At 67.0% G+C, this 18482-nt stretch carries 21 protein-coding genes; 18 read left to right on the forward strand and 3 right to left on the reverse strand.

Features of this window, described 5'->3' with window-relative positions; all coding sequences use genetic code 11:
• Nucleotides 1-33: 33 nt before the first annotated feature.
• Nucleotides 34-948, reverse strand: coding sequence for a polysaccharide deacetylase family protein (locus ACQY78_RS26475; protein WP_428680923.1), 915 nt, complete (start codon nucleotides 946-948; stop codon nucleotides 34-36).
• Nucleotides 949-1020: 72 nt separating this feature from the next.
• On the opposite strand from ACQY78_RS26475, the gene ACQY78_RS26480 reads away from it, so the two are divergent.
• Together ACQY78_RS26480 and ACQY78_RS26485 are read left to right on the forward strand one after the other, a co-directional pair.
• Nucleotides 1021-2301 (forward strand): Zn-dependent hydrolase, encoded by a 1281-nt coding sequence (locus tag ACQY78_RS26480; protein ID WP_428680925.1) that lies wholly within the window; start codon nucleotides 1021-1023, stop codon nucleotides 2299-2301.
• Nucleotides 2291-3013 carry a GntR family transcriptional regulator gene (locus tag ACQY78_RS26485; RefSeq protein WP_428680927.1) on the forward strand — a complete coding sequence of 241 codons (723 nt, stop codon included), beginning with the start codon at nucleotides 2291-2293 and terminating at the stop codon, nucleotides 3011-3013. The genes ACQY78_RS26480 and ACQY78_RS26485 overlap by 11 nt, the downstream gene beginning before the upstream one ends.
• Nucleotides 3014-3086: 73 nt before the next feature.
• Here ACQY78_RS26485 and gap read toward each other — a convergent pair whose 3' ends face one another.
• Nucleotides 3087-4094 carry a type I glyceraldehyde-3-phosphate dehydrogenase gene (gap, locus tag ACQY78_RS26490; RefSeq protein ID WP_428680929.1) on the reverse strand — a complete coding sequence of 336 codons (1008 nt, stop codon included), beginning with the start codon at nucleotides 4092-4094 and terminating at the stop codon, nucleotides 3087-3089.
• Between the two features lie 13 nt (nucleotides 4095-4107).
• On the reverse strand, nucleotides 4108-6096 hold the full coding sequence (gene tkt / locus ACQY78_RS26495) for a transketolase (RefSeq protein WP_428680931.1): 1989 nt from the start codon (nucleotides 6094-6096) through the stop codon (nucleotides 4108-4110).
• A gap of 275 nt (nucleotides 6097-6371) precedes the next feature.
• Between tkt and ACQY78_RS26500 the strand changes: the two genes are divergently transcribed.
• From ACQY78_RS26500 to tilS, 16 genes are all read left to right on the forward strand, one after another.
• Nucleotides 6372-6545, forward strand: coding sequence for a hypothetical protein (locus ACQY78_RS26500; protein WP_428680933.1), 174 nt, complete (start codon nucleotides 6372-6374; stop codon nucleotides 6543-6545).
• 109 nt (nucleotides 6546-6654) lie between these two features.
• Nucleotides 6655-6987 carry a cell division protein ZapA gene (locus ACQY78_RS26505; RefSeq protein ID WP_425066554.1) on the forward strand — a complete coding sequence of 111 codons (333 nt, stop codon included), beginning with the start codon at nucleotides 6655-6657 and terminating at the stop codon, nucleotides 6985-6987.
• Between the two features lie 275 nt (nucleotides 6988-7262).
• Nucleotides 7263-7838 carry a 5-formyltetrahydrofolate cyclo-ligase gene (locus tag ACQY78_RS26510; RefSeq protein WP_428680935.1) on the forward strand — a complete coding sequence of 192 codons (576 nt, stop codon included), beginning with the start codon at nucleotides 7263-7265 and terminating at the stop codon, nucleotides 7836-7838.
• Between the two features lie 3 nt (nucleotides 7839-7841).
• Complete coding sequence (locus ACQY78_RS26515) at nucleotides 7842-8648, forward strand: TIGR00282 family metallophosphoesterase (protein WP_428680937.1); 807 nt, start codon at nucleotides 7842-7844, stop codon at nucleotides 8646-8648.
• 299 nt (nucleotides 8649-8947) lie between these two features.
• Nucleotides 8948-9706, forward strand: a complete 759-nt coding sequence (locus ACQY78_RS26520) for a YebC/PmpR family DNA-binding transcriptional regulator (RefSeq protein ID WP_428680939.1) — start codon at nucleotides 8948-8950, stop codon at nucleotides 9704-9706.
• Between the two features lie 10 nt (nucleotides 9707-9716).
• Entirely contained in the window at nucleotides 9717-10208 is a 492-nt protein-coding gene (gene ruvC / locus ACQY78_RS26525; protein WP_428680941.1) for a crossover junction endodeoxyribonuclease RuvC, read from the forward strand.
• The gene (ruvA, locus tag ACQY78_RS26530) at nucleotides 10205-10819 is read left to right on the forward strand and encodes a Holliday junction branch migration protein RuvA (protein WP_428680943.1); all 615 of its coding nucleotides are present in this window, start codon (nucleotides 10205-10207) and stop codon (nucleotides 10817-10819) included. The genes ruvC and ruvA overlap by 4 nt, the downstream gene beginning before the upstream one ends.
• The gene (ruvB, locus tag ACQY78_RS26535; protein WP_428680945.1) at nucleotides 10816-11874 is read left to right on the forward strand and encodes a Holliday junction branch migration DNA helicase RuvB; all 1059 of its coding nucleotides are present in this window, start codon (nucleotides 10816-10818) and stop codon (nucleotides 11872-11874) included. The genes ruvA and ruvB overlap by 4 nt, the downstream gene beginning before the upstream one ends.
• A 5-nt stretch (nucleotides 11875-11879) precedes the next feature.
• The gene (gene ybgC / locus ACQY78_RS26540) at nucleotides 11880-12350 is read left to right on the forward strand and encodes a tol-pal system-associated acyl-CoA thioesterase (RefSeq protein WP_428686513.1); all 471 of its coding nucleotides are present in this window, start codon (nucleotides 11880-11882) and stop codon (nucleotides 12348-12350) included.
• A gap of 77 nt (nucleotides 12351-12427) precedes the next feature.
• Nucleotides 12428-13102, forward strand: a complete 675-nt coding sequence (gene tolQ / locus ACQY78_RS26545) for a protein TolQ (RefSeq protein ID WP_428680947.1) — start codon at nucleotides 12428-12430, stop codon at nucleotides 13100-13102.
• Complete coding sequence (gene tolR / locus ACQY78_RS26550) at nucleotides 13102-13653, forward strand: protein TolR (RefSeq protein ID WP_428680949.1); 552 nt, start codon at nucleotides 13102-13104, stop codon at nucleotides 13651-13653. Before tolQ ends, tolR begins: the two co-directional genes overlap by 1 nt.
• 22 nt (nucleotides 13654-13675) lie before the next feature.
• Nucleotides 13676-14632, forward strand: coding sequence for a hypothetical protein (locus ACQY78_RS26555; RefSeq protein WP_428680951.1), 957 nt, complete (start codon nucleotides 13676-13678; stop codon nucleotides 14630-14632).
• Between the two features lie 46 nt (nucleotides 14633-14678).
• On the forward strand, nucleotides 14679-15998 hold the full coding sequence (gene tolB / locus ACQY78_RS26560; protein ID WP_428686515.1) for a Tol-Pal system beta propeller repeat protein TolB: 1320 nt from the start codon (nucleotides 14679-14681) through the stop codon (nucleotides 15996-15998).
• 73 nt (nucleotides 15999-16071) lie between these two features.
• The gene (pal, locus tag ACQY78_RS26565) at nucleotides 16072-16536 is read left to right on the forward strand and encodes a peptidoglycan-associated lipoprotein Pal (protein ID WP_428680953.1); all 465 of its coding nucleotides are present in this window, start codon (nucleotides 16072-16074) and stop codon (nucleotides 16534-16536) included.
• Nucleotides 16537-16659: 123 nt separating this feature from the next.
• On the forward strand, nucleotides 16660-17385 hold the full coding sequence (gene ybgF, locus ACQY78_RS26570; RefSeq protein WP_428680955.1) for a tol-pal system protein YbgF: 726 nt from the start codon (nucleotides 16660-16662) through the stop codon (nucleotides 17383-17385).
• Nucleotides 17382-18470: a tRNA lysidine(34) synthetase TilS gene (gene tilS, locus ACQY78_RS26575; RefSeq protein WP_428680957.1), complete on the forward strand. Its 1089-nt coding sequence runs from the start codon at nucleotides 17382-17384 to the stop codon at nucleotides 18468-18470. Before ybgF ends, tilS begins: the two co-directional genes overlap by 4 nt.
• Nucleotides 18471-18482: the final 12 nt, after the last annotated feature.

Here is an 18482-nt window from a genome sequence, read left to right on the forward strand (position 1 = left end):
ACGCAAGGGGCATGCCAACCATCGGCGGAGCACTCATGCCGGGAACTGTTCCCGCCACGATTGCGCGATGGCGTCGCGCCGCGCGATCCACACCTTTTCGCCGTAGGATTCGAGCAGCGCGAGCACGCGCTTGAAGGCGGCGAAACGGCCGGGGCGTCCGGCGATGCGCAGGTGCCAGCCGATGTTCAGCATCTTCGGATGGCCGGCCTCGCCTTCTTCGAGCAGCGTCTCGATGGCGTCGCGTACATAGTCGACCATCTCGTCGGCGCGCACGAAGCCGTTGGGATGGAAGAACTTCATGTCGTTGCTGTCGAGCGCGTAGGGCACGACCAGCAGCGGGCGCTGCGCGTCGGCCCTGTCCCAGTAGGGCAGGTCGTCGTCGAAGCCGTTGCTGGCATAACCGAAGCCGAGCTCGCGCAGGATGGAGCGCGTTTGCGTGCTTTCACTGCCGCGGCAGAAGAAGCCCGTAGGACGCTGACCCGTCGCGCTTTTCATGACCTCGACGCAGCGCTGGAGATCGTTCAGTTCGCTCGCCCTGTCGGCGTATTCGGCATGCGCACGCCACAGCCAGCCATGGCAGGCCGCCTCGTGTCCGGCCTCGACGATGCGCCTTGCAAGCTGTGGCAGGCGCTCGACGGCGCGGCCGCACATGTAGAAGGTCACGGGCGCCTGATGCTTCTCAAGTGCGGCCAGCATGCGCCAGATGCCGGCGCGCATGCCGTAGGCGAAGATCTGCTCGTTGCCCTGGTCCCAGCGTCCAGGCGGCACGACGCTCACCACCTCGGAAATCTTCTCGGCCTGCGGATCGCCGTCGCTGACGGCGAGTTCGGCGCCCTCCTCGAAATTGACCACCAGGGAGACGGCGAGCCGGGCCCCGCCGGGCAGCTTCCAGGCCGGCGGCGTTCCGCCGTAGCCCACCAGGTCGCGCGTCTGGCTCACGCCTTGCATGTCGTCCTCCGATCAGATGTGCACATTTCTTGGCGTTATGTGCACATAATTTTACCAACCGCCGGCAGGCCCATGACCGAACTCCACCGCGACCTCGATCCCGAAACCGCCCTGGCAGGCCGGTGGTTCGAGCACCTGCGCACGCATTCCAAAGGCCGCCTCGGCGTCACCCGCGCTTCCTACGGCGAGGGTGAGCAGATGGCGCACGACCTGATGCAAGGCATCGGCCAGTCGCTGGGGCTGGAGACGCGCACCGACGCTGCTGGCAACCTCTATGTGACCCTGCCGGGGCAGGACCGGTCACTGCCTGCCATCATGACGGGCTCGCATCTCGATTCGGTACCCGAGGGCGGCAACTACGACGGCGCAGCAGGTGTGGTCGCGGGCATGGCGATGCTGGCGCGCTGGCATCGCGCCGGCCGCCGGCCCAGGCGCGATATCACCGTGATGGGCGTGCGGGCCGAGGAACTCTCCTGGTTTCCCGCGCCCTATATCGGCAGCCGCGCCGCCTTCGGCCTGCTGGAGCCCGAAGCGCTCGATGGCTGCCGGCGTCCCGACACCGGCCGAACGCTGGCCGAGCACATGAAGGAGGCGGGCTTCGCACCCGACCGCATCCGCGCCCGCGAGGCTCAGCTCGATCCCGCGCGCATCGCCTGCTTCCTTGAGCTGCATATCGAGCAGGGGCCGGTGCTGGTCCAGTGCGGCCTGCCGGTCGGGATCGTGACGGGGATCCGAGGCAACATCCGCTATCGCGATCCGCACATCGTCGGCCGCTACGGTCATGCCGGCGCCGAGCCGCGTCTGTCGCGCAACGACGCGCTGCTGGCCGGCGTCGAGTTCGTGTCGCGGCTGGAGGCGTTTTGGCTGGAGCACGAGGCGACGGGCAAGGATCTCGTCTGCACCGTCGGCCAGTTCCACACCGACACCGCCGTGCACACCATGACCAAGATCCCCGGCGAACTCTGGTTCTCGATGGACATCCGCAGCGAGGACAACGAGGTGCTGCTCGCCATCGACCGGCGCCTGCGCGAGATCGCGGCGGAGATCGGTGCACGGCGTAGCGTCACGATCGATCTCGGCGCGCTCACCAACGCAAAGCCCGGCCCGATCGACCGCGGACACCGCGTGCGGCTCGAGCGGCTGGCGAAGCAACTCGGCATCGAGGCGCTGCCGATGGCGAGCGGAGCGGGCCACGATGCGGCGGTGTTCGGCATCCTGGGCGTGCCGACAGCGATGATCTTCATCCGCAACGACCACGGCAGCCACAATCCCGACGAGGCGATGGACCTCGGCGATTTCGCGCAGGGACTCCGGTTGCTGGTCGCCGCGGTGGAGGAGATCGATGCCGCGTAAGCCGAGAAAGGGCGACGTGGCCGCCGACGAGGCGGTCTACGGCGCCATCAGGCGGGCGATGCACATGGGCCGCCTCTCGCCAGGCACCAAACTGCAGGAGCCGGCACTCGCGCGTGTGCTCGGCGTCAGCCGCGAGCGCGTGCGCAAGGCGCTGCACCGGCTGGTGCACGAGGGTTGGCTGACCGCGATCCCCAATCGAGGGACCTTCGTGCCGTCGCTCACGGTCGAGGAAATGCGCCAGATCTACGACGTGCGCTCGATGCTCGAGGCGGCGATCGTGCGTCGCCTCAGCGAGGGCCATACGGCGGCGGCGGCGAAGCGCCTCAAGGCGCATGTCGCCGAGGAGAAGGCCGCGACCCGCCGCGACGATCGTGGCCGCCTGTTCGAACTGTCGGGCGAGTTCCACGTCCTGCTCGCCGAACTCTGCGGCAATGACGAGCTGACGCGCCTGCTGCGCGGCCTGCTGACGCGCTCCACCATGCACTTCTCGCTCGCGGCCCCGCGCCAGCTCACCAACTGCGCCGGCCCGCACGACCATGGCGACATCGCCGACGCGATCTTGGGCGGCCGGGCGGACAAGGCGGCGAAGCTGATGCTGTGCCATCTCGCCGGCCTCGTGACCCTGCAGGCCGCGCGCCCGCCGGAGCATGAGGGAGTCGATCTGGTGGACGCCTTTCGCGGCATCAAGGCGCGGCGGCCTAACGTCGACTGAGGTTGCGGACTCGGCTCCAAACGAAAACGGGCGCCCCGAAGGGCGCCCGTCGTTTCCTCGCGGAACGGTTGGATCAGCCGAGCTTGCCCATCGCGACGGCGGTGTCGGCCATGCGGTTCGAGAAGCCCCACTCGTTGTCGTACCAGCTCATGACGCGGACCAGCGTGCCTTCCAGGACCTTGGTCTGGTCCATGTGGAAGGTCGACGAGTGCGGGTCGTGGTTGAAGTCGATCGAGACGTTCGGCTGGTCGGTCCAGCCCAGGATGCCCTTGAGCTGGTTGGCGGCGGCCAGCTTGACGGCCTTGTTGATCTCTTCCTTGTCCGTCTTGCGCTTGGCGACGAACTTGAAGTCGATGCACGAGACGTTCGGCGTCGGCACGCGGATCGACACGCCGTCGAGCTTGCCGTTCAGTTCCGGCAGAACCAGACCGACGGCCTTGGCGGCGCCGGTCGAGGTCGGGATCATCGACATCGCCGCGGCGCGGCCGCGGTAGAGATCCTTGTGCATCGTGTCGAGCGTCGGCTGGTCGCCGGTGTAGGCGTGGATGGTCGTCATGAAGCCGTGGTCGATGCCGACCGCGTCGTGCAGGACCTTGGCGACCGGAGCCAGGCAGTTCGTCGTGCACGAGGCGTTCGAGACGATGATGTGGTCCTTGGTGAGCTTGTCGTGGTTCACGCCATAGACCACCGTCAGGTCGGCGCCGTCGGCGGGGGCCGACACCAGGACGCGCTTCGCGCCGGCCTCGAGATGGGCCGAGGCAGCCTTCTTCGAGGTGAAGAAACCGGTGCACTCGAGCACGATCTCGACGCCCAGCGCCTTGTGCGGCAGCTTCGCGGGATCGCGCTCGGCGGTGACCTTGATCGGGCCGCGGCCGACATCGATCGTGTCGCCGGCGACCTTCACTTCACCGTTGAAGCGGCCGTGCACCGAGTCGAAGCGGAAGAGGTGGGCATTGGTCTCAACCGGGCCGAGATCGTTGATTGCCACGACCTCGATGTCCTTGCGGCCGGACTCCATGATCGCGCGCAGCACATTGCGGCCGATACGGCCGAAGCCATTGATTGCAACACGAACAGCCATCTTATTCCCTCCGTTATTGCGCCAGACGGCGCGCCGCTTGTGCGATCGCTTCGGCCGTAATGCCGAAATGCTTGTAGAGTTCCGCGGCCTTGGCCGAAGCGCCGAAGCCCTTCATGCCGACGAACGCGCCCTTCGATCCGAGCCAGCGCTCCCAGCCGAAGCCGGTCGCCGCCTCGCAGGCGACGCGAACCGTGCCGTCGCCGCCCATGACCCTGTTGCGATATGTGTCTTCCTGCGCCGCGAACAACTCCCACGACGGCATGGAGACGACCGCGGCGGAGAGCCCGTCTTTTGCCAGCAGGTCGCGTGCGGCGAGGGCAAGCTGTACTTCCGAGCCCGACGCGATCAGGCGGATCGGGGCGATCTCTTCGCCGGCGAGGATGTAGGCGCCCTTGGCGCATAGATTCTCGTCACCGGCGCCGCGCACCGTCGGCAGGTTCTGGCGGGTCAGCGCGAGGACGCTCGGCGTGTGCCTGGATTCCAGGGCGATCTGCCAGCATTCGGCCGTCTCGATGGCGTCGGCGGGACGCAGGACCTGCAGGTTGGGAATGGCGCGCAGGGCCGGGAGGTGCTCGACCGGCTGGTGGGTCGGGCCGTCTTCGCCGAGGCCGATCGAATCGTGCGTCATCACATAGATGACCCGCACGCCCATCAGCGCCGAGAGGCGGATCGACGGCCGGCAATAGTCGGTGAACACCATGAAGGTGCCGCCGTAGGGGATGATCCCGCCATGCAGCGCCATGCCGTTCATCGCGGCGGCCATCGCATGCTCACGGATGCCGTAATAGATGTAGCGGCCGGCCGTGTCGGCGCGCGAGGCGCCCTTCAGCGTGGCGGTCTTGGTGTTGTTCGAGCCGGTCAGGTCGGCCGAGCCGCCGACCGTGTCGGGCAGCACCGGATTGATGACCTCGAGCGCTTCCTGGCTCGACTTGCGCGTGGCCCAGGACGGCTTCTCAGCCGCAAGCTTGGCCTTGAACGCGGCAATCGCCTCGCCCACGGCGGGGGGGATGTCGCCCTTCTGGCGGCGGTCGAACTCGGCACGATCCTCGGGCGCCATCGCGGCGAGGTTCTTGGTCCACTTGCGGCGGGCCGACTTGCCGCGGGCGCCGATCTTGCGCCAGGCGGAGAACACCGCCTCGGGAATGTCGAACGGGCCATGGATCCAGCCGAGCTTGGCGCGGGCGCCGGCGATCTCGTCCTTGCCCAGCGGCGAGCCGTGCGTGGCGGCGGTGCCGGCCTTGGTCGGCGCGCCGTAGCCGATCACCGTCTTGCAGGCGATCAGCGAGGGCTTGTCGGTGACGTTGCGCGCCTTGCGGATGGCGCGCGTGACAGCCTCGGCATCGTGTCCGTCGACGGCGAGCACGTGCCATCCGGCGGCGGCGAAGCGCTTCTTGTGGTCCTCAGAGGTCGACAGCGAGGTCGGGCCGTCGATCGAGATGCCGTTGTCGTCGAACAGCACGATCAGGCGGCCGAGGCCGAGATGGCCGGCCAGCGTGATCGCTTCCTGGCCGACACCTTCCATCAGGCAGCCGTCACCGGCGATCACATAGGTGTAGTGGTCGACGACGTCGCGGCCGAACCGCTCGGCGAGGATGCGCTCGGCGAGGGCGAAGCCCACCGAGTTGCCGAGGCCCTGGCCCAGCGGACCGGTGGTCGTCTCGATGCCGCTGGCATGGCCGTATTCGGGATGACCCGCGGTGCGGGCGCCGAGCTGGCGGAACTTCTTCAGCTCGTCGAGGGTCATGTCGGCGTAGCCGGTGAGATGCAGCAGCGAGTAGAGCAGCATCGAGCCGTGGCCGGCCGACAGGATGAAGCGGTCGCGATCGGGCCAGTTGGGCTCCGAGGCGTCGAACTTCAGGAACTTGGAAAACAGGACGGTGGCCACGTCGGCCATGCCCATCGGCATGCCGGGATGACCCGAATCCGCCAACTGCACGGCGTCCATGGCCAAGGCCCTGATGGCGTTCGCCATGTCACGCGGGGCAGCGGTCTGATCGGTCATTTTATGCTTGTGCCGTATAGGTTTTCGGATGGCGCGCAACATGACGACCACCCCTTGGCCCGTCAATGCGCAAAAACTCGGGCCAGGCCAACATATTGCGGGCCTTTACCCTCCACAGGGGCAAGATGTTGACCGCTAACAGGCACACCACTTAATCTCGCCCAATGGAGCAGATTCAGCCGGGCGACCCACGGCGATCCGCTGTCGGGGGAATGATGTCCAAGGCAGCCAGCGTAACGGACCGAGTCGACAGCGCCCTGAGCCGGCTGGAGTCGATGCTCGACGAACGTCTGCGTGTCGAGCGGGAGCGTTCCGACGCACTCGCCGCCCGGCTCGCCAAGGTCGAGAGCGAGCACGAAGAGCTGAAGCGGGTCGCGACCGAGGTCGAAGGCCGCCTCGAACGCGCGATGGAATATATCCGGTCGCTGCTGGCCGCCGATCAGTCGTAGCGGATATCCGGTTCTCCCCAGCCCGTGCGTGCGTCGCCGGAAGCGACGTGGCAAACTCTATCTCCCCTCAGACGCCGAACACGGCGCAATAAAACAGGAGAAGCGGAAAATGCCGCAGGTTTCGGTTCAGATTGCCGGTCGTAGCTACGAACTCGCTTGTGGCCAAGGCGAGGAAGCGCGTGTCCAGGAGTTGGCCGCCTATGTCGAGGAGAAGGTGACCGAACTTCGTCGCCAGCTTCCCGGCACGCCGGAATTCAAGCTACTTGTGTTCGCCTCGCTGCTGCTCGCCGAGGAAAGCCGCGAGGCGCGTGGCGTCGCGAAGGCCGCGGAGAATGCGCGGGTGACCGCAACGGACAGTGCCGACACGCTGGCCACCGCGCTCGAGGAGCTGATCACCGCCCGCGTCGACAAGATGTCGAAGAAGGTGTCAGGAGCCGCGTAGGCGGATCCTGACATCGCGTGCGAAGCGCGGGATCTGCATCAGTACGGTGTCCTCTCATTGCGATGGCCGCCCCGAGTCCCTACATTGGGCGTGGGGCGGAATTCTGCGCAGCGCGTGGCCCGCTTAAAACCCCGGGGCCAATAAGAACTCCTGGGAGTTGTTCCTGGCTCTGACCTTGGTCTAGGCTACACGACGCCCACCTGCTTACGCAGGCCTTGGAGGTTCTACGAGCCACGGCCCATCGTGGAGCCGCCCCACTTGTTTCCCTTGCCGGCATGACCCCGATCGAGAGCAAACGGGCGCTTCGCGCCGCCATGCTGGCCCGCCGGCAGGGTCTCGGCGAGGCTGAGCGCCGGACTGCAGCCGAGGCCTTGCTCGAGTGCTTCCGCCTCGAGCGCCCCATCAAATTGCCGGCCATCGTCTCGGGCTTCTGGCCGATTAAGGACGAGATCGATATCCGCCCGTTGATGGCCCATCTGCACGGGGAGGGCTGCCGGTTGGCCCTGCCGGTCGTGCAGGGGCGTGGCCAGCGGCTGTCGTTTCGCGCGTGGCGTCCCGGCGACCCTCTGGAAGCCGGCGTGTTCGGCACGCTGCAGCCCCAGGCCAGCTGCGAGACGCTCGAGCCCGACGCTTTGCTGGCGCCCTTGCTGGCCTGTGATGCCGAAGGCTGGCGGCTGGGATATGGCGGAGGCTTCTACGACCGGACGCTCGAGGACCTGCGCAAGCGCCGCAAGGTGACGGCGATCGGCGTCGGCTTCGACCAACAACTGGTGCCCGACGTGCCGCACGGCGCCGATGACCAGCGGCTCGATTGGCTGTTGACCGACCGGCGCGCTTGCGCCTTTGTCTGACGCATGAAAATCATGTTTTGCGGCGATATCGTCGGCCGCGCCGGCCGCGATGCCGTCATCAAGGAAGTGCCGCGGCTGCGTCGTGAGCTGGGGCTCGATTTCGTCGTGGTGAACGGCGAGAACGCGGCGGCCGGGTTCGGCATCACGGCCAAGATCTGCGCCGAACTGCACGAGGCGGGCGTCGACTGCATCACCACCGGCAACCATGCCTGGGATCAGCGCGAGATCATCCCCTACATGGCGCAGGACAAGCGCCTGTTGCGGCCGATCAACTTCCCGCCCGGCACGCCGGGATGGGGTGCCAACCTGTTCCAGACGCCGCGCGGCCACAAGATCGTCGTGATCAACGTCATGTGCCGGCTGTTCATGGACGCGCTCGACGACCCGTTCCGCGCGCTCGATGCCGAACTCGCGAAATATGCACTGGGTCGCAGCGCCCAGATGATCCTGGTCGACGTCCATGGCGAGGCGACCAGCGAGAAGCAGTCGATCGGTCACTATTGCGACGGCCGCGTTTCGGCGGTGCTGGGCACCCATAGCCATGTCCCCACGGCGGATGGCTGGGTGCTGCCCGGTGGTACGGCCTACCAGACCGATGTCGGCATGTGCGGCGACTACGACAGCGTGATCGGCATGAAGAAGGACGTCGCGATCCAGCGCTTCGTCCGCAAAATGCCGGGCGAGCGCCTGTCCCCGGCCGAGGGAGAAGGCACTTTGTGCGGGGCGGTGGTGGAGACCGACGACCGGACCGGGCTGACGAAGTCCATCCGGCCGGTCAGGACCGGGGGGCGGCTGGCTCCGGCGATCTGACTTCCCGCATCTTGTATCCGCAGGGCACGGTTAATAGCTATTAGCGGTGGCCGAAGAGGGGCGTTGACGGCCTGGGGAAAAAGCGGCATCCTTTTGAAGTTAAACGGTTTTTCGCCGGATTGGCGATCTGTCTTCCAGGTTAGAGGGGGCGTCGGAATCAAGGTTCCGACGTTATTTAGCGGGGGCTTCGGCCCCCGCCTTTTTTTGTCCTGAACGCCTCAGGAGGCCTCTCCAGCCTGCCAAAACCCACGAGAAGTGGTATAGCCGCCTCTTCCGGTTACCTAATCTGGTTGTTGGCAATGGCGGGGCATTCCCAGTTCAAGAACATCATGCACCGCAAAGGGCGTCAGGACGCCGTGCGGGCCAAGATCTTCACCAAGCTGATCCGAGAGATCACGACGGCGGCCCGGCTGGGTGCGACCGATCCGGCGTCCAATCCGCGTCTGCGGGCGGCCATGATCGCCGCGCGCGACGCCAACATGACCCGCGACACGATCGATCGCGCGATCAAGCGCGGCTCTGGCCCCGACGCGGACGCGAACTACGACGAGGTGCGCTACGAAGGCTACGGCCCGGCCGGCGTCGCCGTGATCGTCGAGGCACTCACGAACAATCGCAACCGTACCGCCGGCGAGGTCCGCTCGAGCTTCTCCAAGCACGGCGGCAACCTGGGTGAATCCAACAGCGTGTCGTTCATGTTCGACCGGCTGGGCGAATTCCGTTTCCCGCTGTCCGTCGGCAGCGCCGACGAGGTGCTGGAAAAGGCGATCGAGGCTGGCGCCGACGACGTGGTGAGCGGCGAAGGCGAGGGGGCCGTCCACGAAATCTACTGTGCGCAGGACAGTTTCAACGTGGTGCGGGAAGCGCTCGAGAAATCGCTGGGCCAGCCCAGCGTGGCCAAGCTGACCTGGCGTCCCAAGACCGGCGCGCCGGTCGAGGGCGAGACCGTGCAGACGCTGCTCGACCTCATCGCGGCCCTGGAAGACAACGACGACGTCCAGAACGTCTACGCCAACTTCGAGGTGTCGGACGACGCTCTGGCGAAGTTCGCGGCCTGAGCCGGGCAGGATGAGACTGATCGGCCTCGATCCCGGCCTGCGGTTGACCGGCTGGGGCGTGATCGAGGTCGAGGGCAACCGGCTGCGCCATGTGGCGCACGGCGTCGTCAAGGTCGCAACGACAGGCACGCTGGCGGAGCGGCTGAGGGAATTGTTCGAGGGCGTCGTGCGCGTCGTCGAAGCGCAGCGGCCGGTCGAGGCTGCGGTCGAGGAGACCTTCGTGAACGTCAATCCGGGGTCCACCCTGAAACTCGGTCAGGCGCGCGGCGTCGTCATGCTGGCGCCGGCCCGCGCCGGCCTGCCGGTGTACGAATATGCGACGAACCTGGTGAAGAAGTCGGTGGTCGGGACGGGGCATGCCGACAAGAACCAGATCGCCATGATGGTCGGCCGGCTCCTGCCGGGCGTCGATGCCAAGCAGGACGCAGCCGACGCCCTGGCGGTCGCGATCTGCCACGCCCATCATCGCGCCACGGCGCGACGCATCGAGGCCGCCCTGTGATCGCCAAGCTGAAAGGCCTCGTCGACTCGGTCGACACCGACAGCGCCGTCATCGACGTCGGCGGTGTCGGCTATCTCGTGTCGGCCTCGGCGCGCACCTTGCGCGACCTGACCGTCGGCGGACCGGCGACCATGCTGGTCGAGACGATCGTGCGCGAGGACGCCATTGCGCTCTACGGCTTCCTCCAGGCGAAGGAGCGCGACTGGTTTCGCATCCTGACGACGGTGCAGGGCGTCGGCGCCCGCGTGGCGCTGTCGATCCTGTCGACCCTGTCGCCCGACGAGATCGTCCGCGCGATCGCCGCCCAGGATCGGGCGACCCTGAGCCGTCCCCCCGGCGTCGGTCCGAAGCTTGCCGCGCGACTGGTCACCGAACTGAAGGACAAGGCGGCCGCGTTCGGTATCGCGCCGTCGCCCACCTTGGAGAGCCGGTCCGGAGAGGCGGCGAGCCCCGCCGGATCGATCAACGAGGATGCGGTCTCCGCCTTGGTCAATCTGGGCTACAAGCGCGTCGAGGCCTTCGGGGCGGTGGCGCGCGCGACCCAGCGGCTCGGTGACGGGGCCGGGCTCGATGCCGTGATCCGCGCTGGCCTCCAGGACCTCGCACGATGAATGCCGCTCCCGACCGCCTGGTGACGCCGAAGCGCTCCGAGGAAGACGCCGCCGAACTGGCGCTGCGCCCGCAGACACTTGACGATTTCATCGGCCAGAAGCAGGTCCGCGAGAACCTGAAAATTTTCATTGCCGCCGCCAAGGGGCGCGGCGAGGCGCTGGACCACGTCCTGCTGCACGGGCCACCCGGCCTCGGCAAGACGACGATGGCGCAGATCGTGGCGCGGGAGATGGGCGTGGGCTTCCGGGCGACCTCCGGCCCGGTCATCCAGAAGGCGGGCGACCTTGCCGCGCAGCTCACGAATTTACAGGCACACGATGTGCTGTTCATCGACGAGATCCACCGTCTCAATCCTGCAATCGAGGAGGTTCTCTATCCCGCGATGGAGGATTTCCAGCTCGACCTGATGATCGGCGAGGGACCGGCCGCGCGCTCGGTGCGCATCGAGCTGCCGCCCTTCACCCTGGTCGGCGCGACGACGCGGTCCGGCCTCATGACGCGGCCGTTGCGCGAGCGTTTCGGCATCCCGCTGCGCATGATTTTCTACACGCCAGCCGAGCTCGAGACGATCGTGCAGCGCGCTGCCCGCGTCCTCAAGATGTCGCTGGCGCCCGATGGCAGCGCCGAGATCGCCAAGCGTTCGCGCGGCACGCCGCGTGTTGCCAACCGACTGCTGCGCCGCGTGCGCGACTTTGCGGCGGTCGCCGGGGATGTCGAAGTCACCTCCAAGGTCGCTGATGCGGCGCTGACCCGGCTGGAGGTCGACGGACGCGGCCTGGACGCGATGGACCGCCGTTATCTCGCGTGCATCGCCGAGAACTACGCCGGCGGCCCGGTCGGCGCCGAGACTCTGGCGGCGGCGCTGGCAGAACAGCGCGACGTCATCGAGGACGTGATCGAGCCCTACCTTATGCAGCTCGGGCTGTTGATGCGCACACCGCGCGGCCGCCTGTTGTCCGAGGCCGGCTATCGCCATCTCGGTCTGGCAATGCCCAACGGGCAGAAGCAGCAACTCGACCTGCTGGCCGCGGGCGATCCGGCGGAGGATGCGTGAGCGCCATGCCGACCTCCGGCCACCTGCACGACGGCAGCCATGTGTTGCCGCTGCGCGTCTATTACGAGGACACCGACGCCGCGGGCATCGTCTACTATGCCAACTGGCTGCGTTTCCTCGAGCGGGGCCGCACGGAACTGCTCCGCTTGCTGGGGCAGCAGCACAGCTCGTTGCGCGAGGAGCGCGGCATCAACTGGGTCGTGCGCCGCTGCGCCATCGACTACCTCAAGCCCGCGCGGCTGGACGACACGATCGAGATCGTGACCCGCTGCGGTGAGTTGCGCGGCGCGTCGCTCGACATGATTCAGCATGCGCGCCGCAATGAAGAGACCCTGGTTCGAGCCGAACTCGTCGTCGCCTGCATGGGCGAGGGCGGTCGGCCTGTCCGATTGCCGCCGCTCGTGCGGACTGCCCTGGCCCAGGTAGCCGTGAGTGGATCGCCCCGCTCACGCCATATTCGGATACAACCCTCTTGAACCAACGGAGAACATAAATGGACGCGCTAGCGCAGGTCGCCGGAGCCCCCCTCGGCGGCGGCACGGGGACAATCGACATGTCCGTATACGGCCTGTTCATGCAGGCCGACTGGGTCGTCAAAGGCATCATGATCCTGCTCATGCTGGCTTCGTTCTGGTCGTGGGCAATCATCTTCGAAAAGGTTCTCCGCCTGCGCTCGCTGAAGCGCAGCGCCCAGTCGTTCGAGGACACGTTCTGGTCCGGCGTCTCGCTCGAGGACCTCTACGACCGCGTCGGCGCCAAGCCCGACGATCCGATGTCGAGCATCTTCGCCGCCGCCATGCGTGAATGGCGCCGCTCGGTGTCAAAGGGGCTCGCCTCCAGCGCCACGGCCCGCGCGGCCCTGCGCCAGCGCATCGAGCAGGTGATGGGAGTTACCATCCAACGCGAGATGGAGGGGATCGAGAAGCGGCTGGGCTTCCTGGCCACGGTCGGCGCCAACGCCACCTTCGTGGGTCTGTTCGGCACGGTCTGGGGCATCATGAACAGCTTCAGCCACATCGCGCAGTCGAAGAACACTTCGCTGGCGGTTGTCGCCCCCGGCATCTCGGAGGCGCTGTTCGCCACCGCGATCGGGCTGGTCGCCGCCATTCCCGCCGCTGCCGCCTACAACATCCTGTCGGGTCAGGTCTCGCGCTACGCCCAGCAGCTCGAGGCGTTTGCCGGTGAGTTCATCACCATCCTGTCGCGTCAGCTCGAGGAACAGGTCTGATGTCGGGCGTCATCCCGGCACCCGGCGCCAATTCCTCGGGCAGCAAGTTCAAGCGACGGAGCTACACGCCCATCGCCGACATCAACGTGACGCCGCTGGTCGACGTCATGCTGGTGTTGCTGATCATCTTCATGGTGACGGCGCCGCTGCTCCAGGTCGGCGTGCCGGTCGACCTGCCGAAGACCAGCGCCAGCCAAGTCGGCGGCAAAGACGAGCCGATGGTCGTGTCGGTAAACTCCCAGGGCGAAGTGTTCCTGGGCGAGACCAAGTACGACATCGCCGAACTCGGCGCGAAGCTGAAGGCCGTGCACGAGGAGAAGCCCGACCAGCGGGTCTTCATGCGCGGCGACAAGAGCGTCGACTACGGCAAGATGATGGAAGTCATGGGCGTCGTGATCGACAGCGGCTTCCGCCAGCTCGGCCTGCTCGGCGAGCAGGCGCAGGCCCTGGGACGGGGCACCGTCACGCCGGCCGCGCCCGGCCAGACCGCGCCGCGCGCCCCGCAGGCCCCGGCCCAACCGCAAACCCCGGCGCCGACCCCGCGGCGCTGAGAGAACGGACACGAAGAAGACGATGGTTCGTCGCCATCCCGCCAGCATCGAGATGCGCACACCGGCCATCGTGTCGGCGATGGTGCACGTCTTCGTGCTGGGGGCGGCGGTGCTCAATCTCGACTTCTTCGGGCGCACACCGCCGATGGAACCCGAACCCGTGATGGTCGAGTTCGAGGCGATCGACAAGAAGGCCGGCGCGCCAACGGTGGCCAACCTGCCACCGCAGCCAAAGGATGCGCCGATCGCCCAGGAGACGACCAAGGCGCCGCCGGTGAAGTCGGCCGAGCCGCCGCCATCGCCGCCCACGCCGAAGCCGCCCGAGGTCGTCGAGCCGCCGAAGCCGCAAACGCCACCCAAGCCGGAAGAGAAGCCCAAGACGGAGGCCGCCAAGCCCGTCGAGGATCTCGTGGCGATGAAGCCCAAGGAGCCAGAGCCGCCGAAGGTCGAGAAGCCGCCGGAGCCGCCCAAGCCCGCGCCCGAGGCCAAGAAGCCCGAGCCGCCGAAGCCGCCGCCGCCCAAGCCTGCGCCGCCCAAGCAGAGCGTCGATTCGATGATCGACGACATCCTGAAGAACAAGCAGTCGCAGCAGAAGATCCAGACGCCGGAGCAGAGCCCCAAGCCGGTGCAACAGGTCACCCGTCAGGCGCCGGCCGCGCCGAACCTTGCCGCTGTCGTCACGGCGAGCGAGATCGAGGGCGTGCGCCAGAAGATCCGCCCCTGCTGGAACACCCAGGGCGGCTCTCGTGACCAAGCTATGATCATTACGTTGACCGTCGAGATGAATCAGAACGGCATGCCGGTGAAAGCTGAACTGCGCGACACCGGACGCTATAACAGCGACCCGGTCTTCCGCGCCGCCGCCGACGCCGCGCATCGCGCGATCATGAATCCGCGTTGTCAGCCGTGGCCGCTCTCGCCGGACAAGTTCACGAGCTGGAAAACCATAACGTTCAATTTCGACCCCCGCGACTACTAGACATCAACGGCTTAATAGAAACCTTGGAATGAAGAGGTCCGACATGATGCTTCCTCGACGGACGACCCTGCTCGGCGGTGCGGCGCTTGCCACCGCCGGCATTGCGGGCACCGCGCGCGCGCAGCTCACCATCGACATGACGCGGCCGAGTTTCGAACCGGTTCCGATCGCCATCGTCGACTTCAAGGGCGATCCGGTGGGCGCCCAGATGGCGGGCGTGATCCGCAACAATCTGCAGAATTCCGGCCTGTTCCGGGTGATTCCGACCAGTGCCTACATCCAGAAGGATGTCGACGCGACGACGCCGCCGCGCTTCCCGGATTGGCGCAGCGTCGGCGCCGCCGGTCTCGTCGTCGGCCAGGTCACCTCGGTGGGCGGCAGCATCAAGGTTGACTTCCGGCTATGGGACGTCGTCACGAGCCAGCAGGCGACGGGCCTCTCCTTCACCAGCCAGCCGAACAACTGGCGTCGCCTTTCGCACATCATCTCCGATGCGATCTACAAGCGCGTGACCGGCGAGGAGGGCTATTTCGACACCCGCATCGCCTATGTGTCCGAGACCGGGCCGGGCAACAACCGGACGAAGCGCATCGCCGTCATGGACCAGGATGGCGCCAACAACCGCTATCTCACCGACGGCAAGACCATCGCGCTGACGCCGCGCTTCTCGCCGACCCTGCAGGAAATCGTCTACATGGCGTACGGCGAGAACAACGGGCCGCCACGGGTGTATCTGCAGAACGTCGATAGCGGCCGCCGCGAGCTGCTGGGTAATTTCCCAGGCATGAGCTTCGCCCCGCGCTTCTCGCCGGACGGCACGAAGGTCGTCATGAGCATCGCCGAGAACGGCCGCACCAACCTCTATGAGATGGATGTGCGCGGCCGGCAGCTCCGCCGCCTGACCAACTCGCCGGCCATCGATACCTCGCCGTGCTTCTCGGCCGATGGCTCGCAGATCGTGTTCAACTCGGACCGCGGCGGCGCGCAGCAGCTCTACGTGATGAGCGCGGGCGGAGGCGGCGAGCGCCGTATCAGCTTCGGCGACGGACGCTATGCCACCCCGGTCTGGTCGCCGCGCGGCGATTTCATCGCCTTCACCAAGATCGGAGCCGGCGGCTTCGGCATCGGTGTGATGCGCTCGGACGGCAGCGGCGAGCGCATGCTGGCGAGCGGCTTCCTCGTCGAAGGTCCGACCTGGGCGCCCAACGGACGCGTGTTGATGTTCTTCCGCGGGCAGCCCAGTTCGGGCGGCCGCGCGGGTTCGGCTTCACTGCATCAGATCGACATCACCGGCCGCTTCGAACGCCAGGTGCCGACGCCGACCGATGCCTCGGATCCGGCCTGGTCGCCCTTGATTCCGCAGTAGCGAAATATATGATCTTTTTTGTCGACCCGTGCGCCCTCGCGCGGGTCGATTCCGTCAGGGAGTGGATCGAAATATGAGCATGATCAAGGCTTTGTCGGCCCTTGCCGCGATGTTCCTCATCGCGGCCTGCAGCAATAACAACGACACGCAGACGGCATCCGCTGCAACCACGTCCGTGACGCCCGGATCGGTTGGTGACTTCCGGCAGAATGTCGGCGACCGAGTCTTCTACGATACAGATTCCTCCACCGTGCGCGAGGACGGTCGCCAGACCCTCAACCGCCAGGCCGAGTGGTTGAAGAAGTACGGCAACTACCAGATCACCATCGAAGGCCATTGCGACGAGCGCGGCACGCGCGAGTACAATCTGGCCCTCGGCGAGCGCCGCGCGAATGCGGCGCGTCAGTACCTGATCGCGCAAGGCATCCCGGCCGCGCGCATCAAGACCGTCAGCTACGGCAAGGAGCGTCCTGATCCGGTCGGCTCCGACGAGGCGTCGTGGGCGCGCAACCGCCGCGCCGTGACGGCCCTGGAATAGCGCCAACCTCGAACCGAGGCGGAGTGCAGGAAACGCCGGTCGTCATGCGACCGGCGTTTTCATTTGGAAGCGAGGCGGCCATGCCTGAAAATGGCCGCGTTTGATGTGAACAAAGCGTTGGCCATGAAGATCCTTCCGTCCCGGCTCGTCCTCCTGATTGCCCTCGCCCTGCCCACGGCAGCAGCGGCGCAGCGTGGGGGCGACGCGGTCTATCTCGAGGACCGGTTCAATCAGCTCCAGCAGTCTCTCACCAACCTGACCGGCCAACTCGAGCAGCTGCAGAATCGCAATGCGAAGCTGCAGCAGCAGATGGAGAAGATGCAGGCTGACTACGAGTACCGGATCGAGCAGCTGGAGAAGGGCGGCGGCGCCCGTCCTGGGGGAGCCGCACCGCGTCCGGGGGCGCAGGCCGCCGCTCCGGGAGCGCCTTCGACGCCGACGCCAACCCCACCGCCGGCTGGTGGCACGCCCGAGCAGCTCTACGACGACTCCGTCAAGAAGCTGCAGGACGGCGACTACGCCGGCGCCGAGCGCGGCTTCAAGACCTTCATTCAGCGCAGTCCGCAAAACAAGCTGGCCGGCAACGCGCAATACTGGCTTGGCGAGACCTATTACGCGCGTCGCGACTACAACAGCGCCCTGACCGCTTTCGCCGAGGGCTACAAGGTCTACAAGACCAGCCCGAAGGGCCCCGACAATCTCCTGAAGCTCGGCATCACGATGTCGGTGCTGGGGCGCAAGCCCGATGCCTGTGCGGTGTTCGCGCGGTTCAACCAGGACTATCCGCGGGCGACCGACCTGCAGAAGCGGCGGATCGAACAGGAGCGCCAGAAGAACGGCTGCGGGTGATCGAGCTCGCCGAGCCGCGAGACGTCGACGGAGCGACCTTCGCGCGCCTGATGGCGTCGTTCGACCCTTTCGAGACCAATCCCGAGCTCGCCGTCGCCGTTTCCGGCGGCCGCGATTCGCTCAGTCTCGCCCTGCTGGCACACGAATGGGCCGCCGGTCGGGGCGGCCGGGTTCTTGCGCTGATCGTCGATCACGGCCTGCGACCGGCGGCGGCGGCGGAAGCGCTGACGACGGCCGGTGTGCTGCAGAGATCCGGAATCGAAAGCCTCGTCCTGCGTTGGACCGGGGACAAGCCGCCGGCGGGCCTGCAGGAGGCCGCGCGCGCCGCCCGCTACCGGCTGCTGCGCGAGGCCTGCCGGGAGCGGGGCATCCTGCACCTTCTCGTGGCGCACCACTCAGACGACCAGGCCGAGACGATCGCGATGCGGGCTGCCCGGGCGAGCGGTCCGGACGGGCTCGCCGGCATGGCGGCGCTGGTCGAATGGCCGGAGGTTCGCCTCCTGCGGCCGCTGCTCCCGGTGCCGCGTGCGCGGCTGACAGCCACGCTCCGGTCGCGGGGCATCGCCTGGATCGAAGATCCCTCCAACGGCGACCCGCGCTTCGAGCGGGCCCGCCTGCGCCGCGCGGGGACGGTTGCAGTCATCCTGCCGGATGCAGATCATGTGAGGTCTGGCCGCGAGCTGCAGGCTGCCCGTACCGGTGTGGCGCTGCTCCAGGCCCGCGAGGATGGCAGCATTGCGATCGACCGCGCGGCGATCGAGCGTCTGCCCGTCGATCTTCGTCGCAGGCTGGCCAGTCGTGTCGTGCAGGCCCTGGGCGGGGGCGATCATCCGCCGCGGCGCGAGCGTCTGGAGCGGGCGCTGGTCCGACTGTCCGGAACGCCCGAGCGTGGCAAATCGGGCCGGGGGCAGGATTTCACCCTCTCGGGCTGCCAGTTCGCCCTGCGGCAAGCTACCGGCTCGCGGCAGCTTGAGTGGATTGTCCGACCCGAAAATGGCAGGAAAGGAAGGCAGCCCTTGATTCCGGCTGCATTTTTCGCTTGCTACCCTGCGGCCGCAACCCATCTTGATCGTAGCCCCACTTAACGGAAGCCATCA

The sequence above is a fragment of the Reyranella sp. genome, from assembly GCF_965279625.1.
Classification (GTDB): domain Bacteria; phylum Pseudomonadota; class Alphaproteobacteria; order Reyranellales; family Reyranellaceae; genus Reyranella.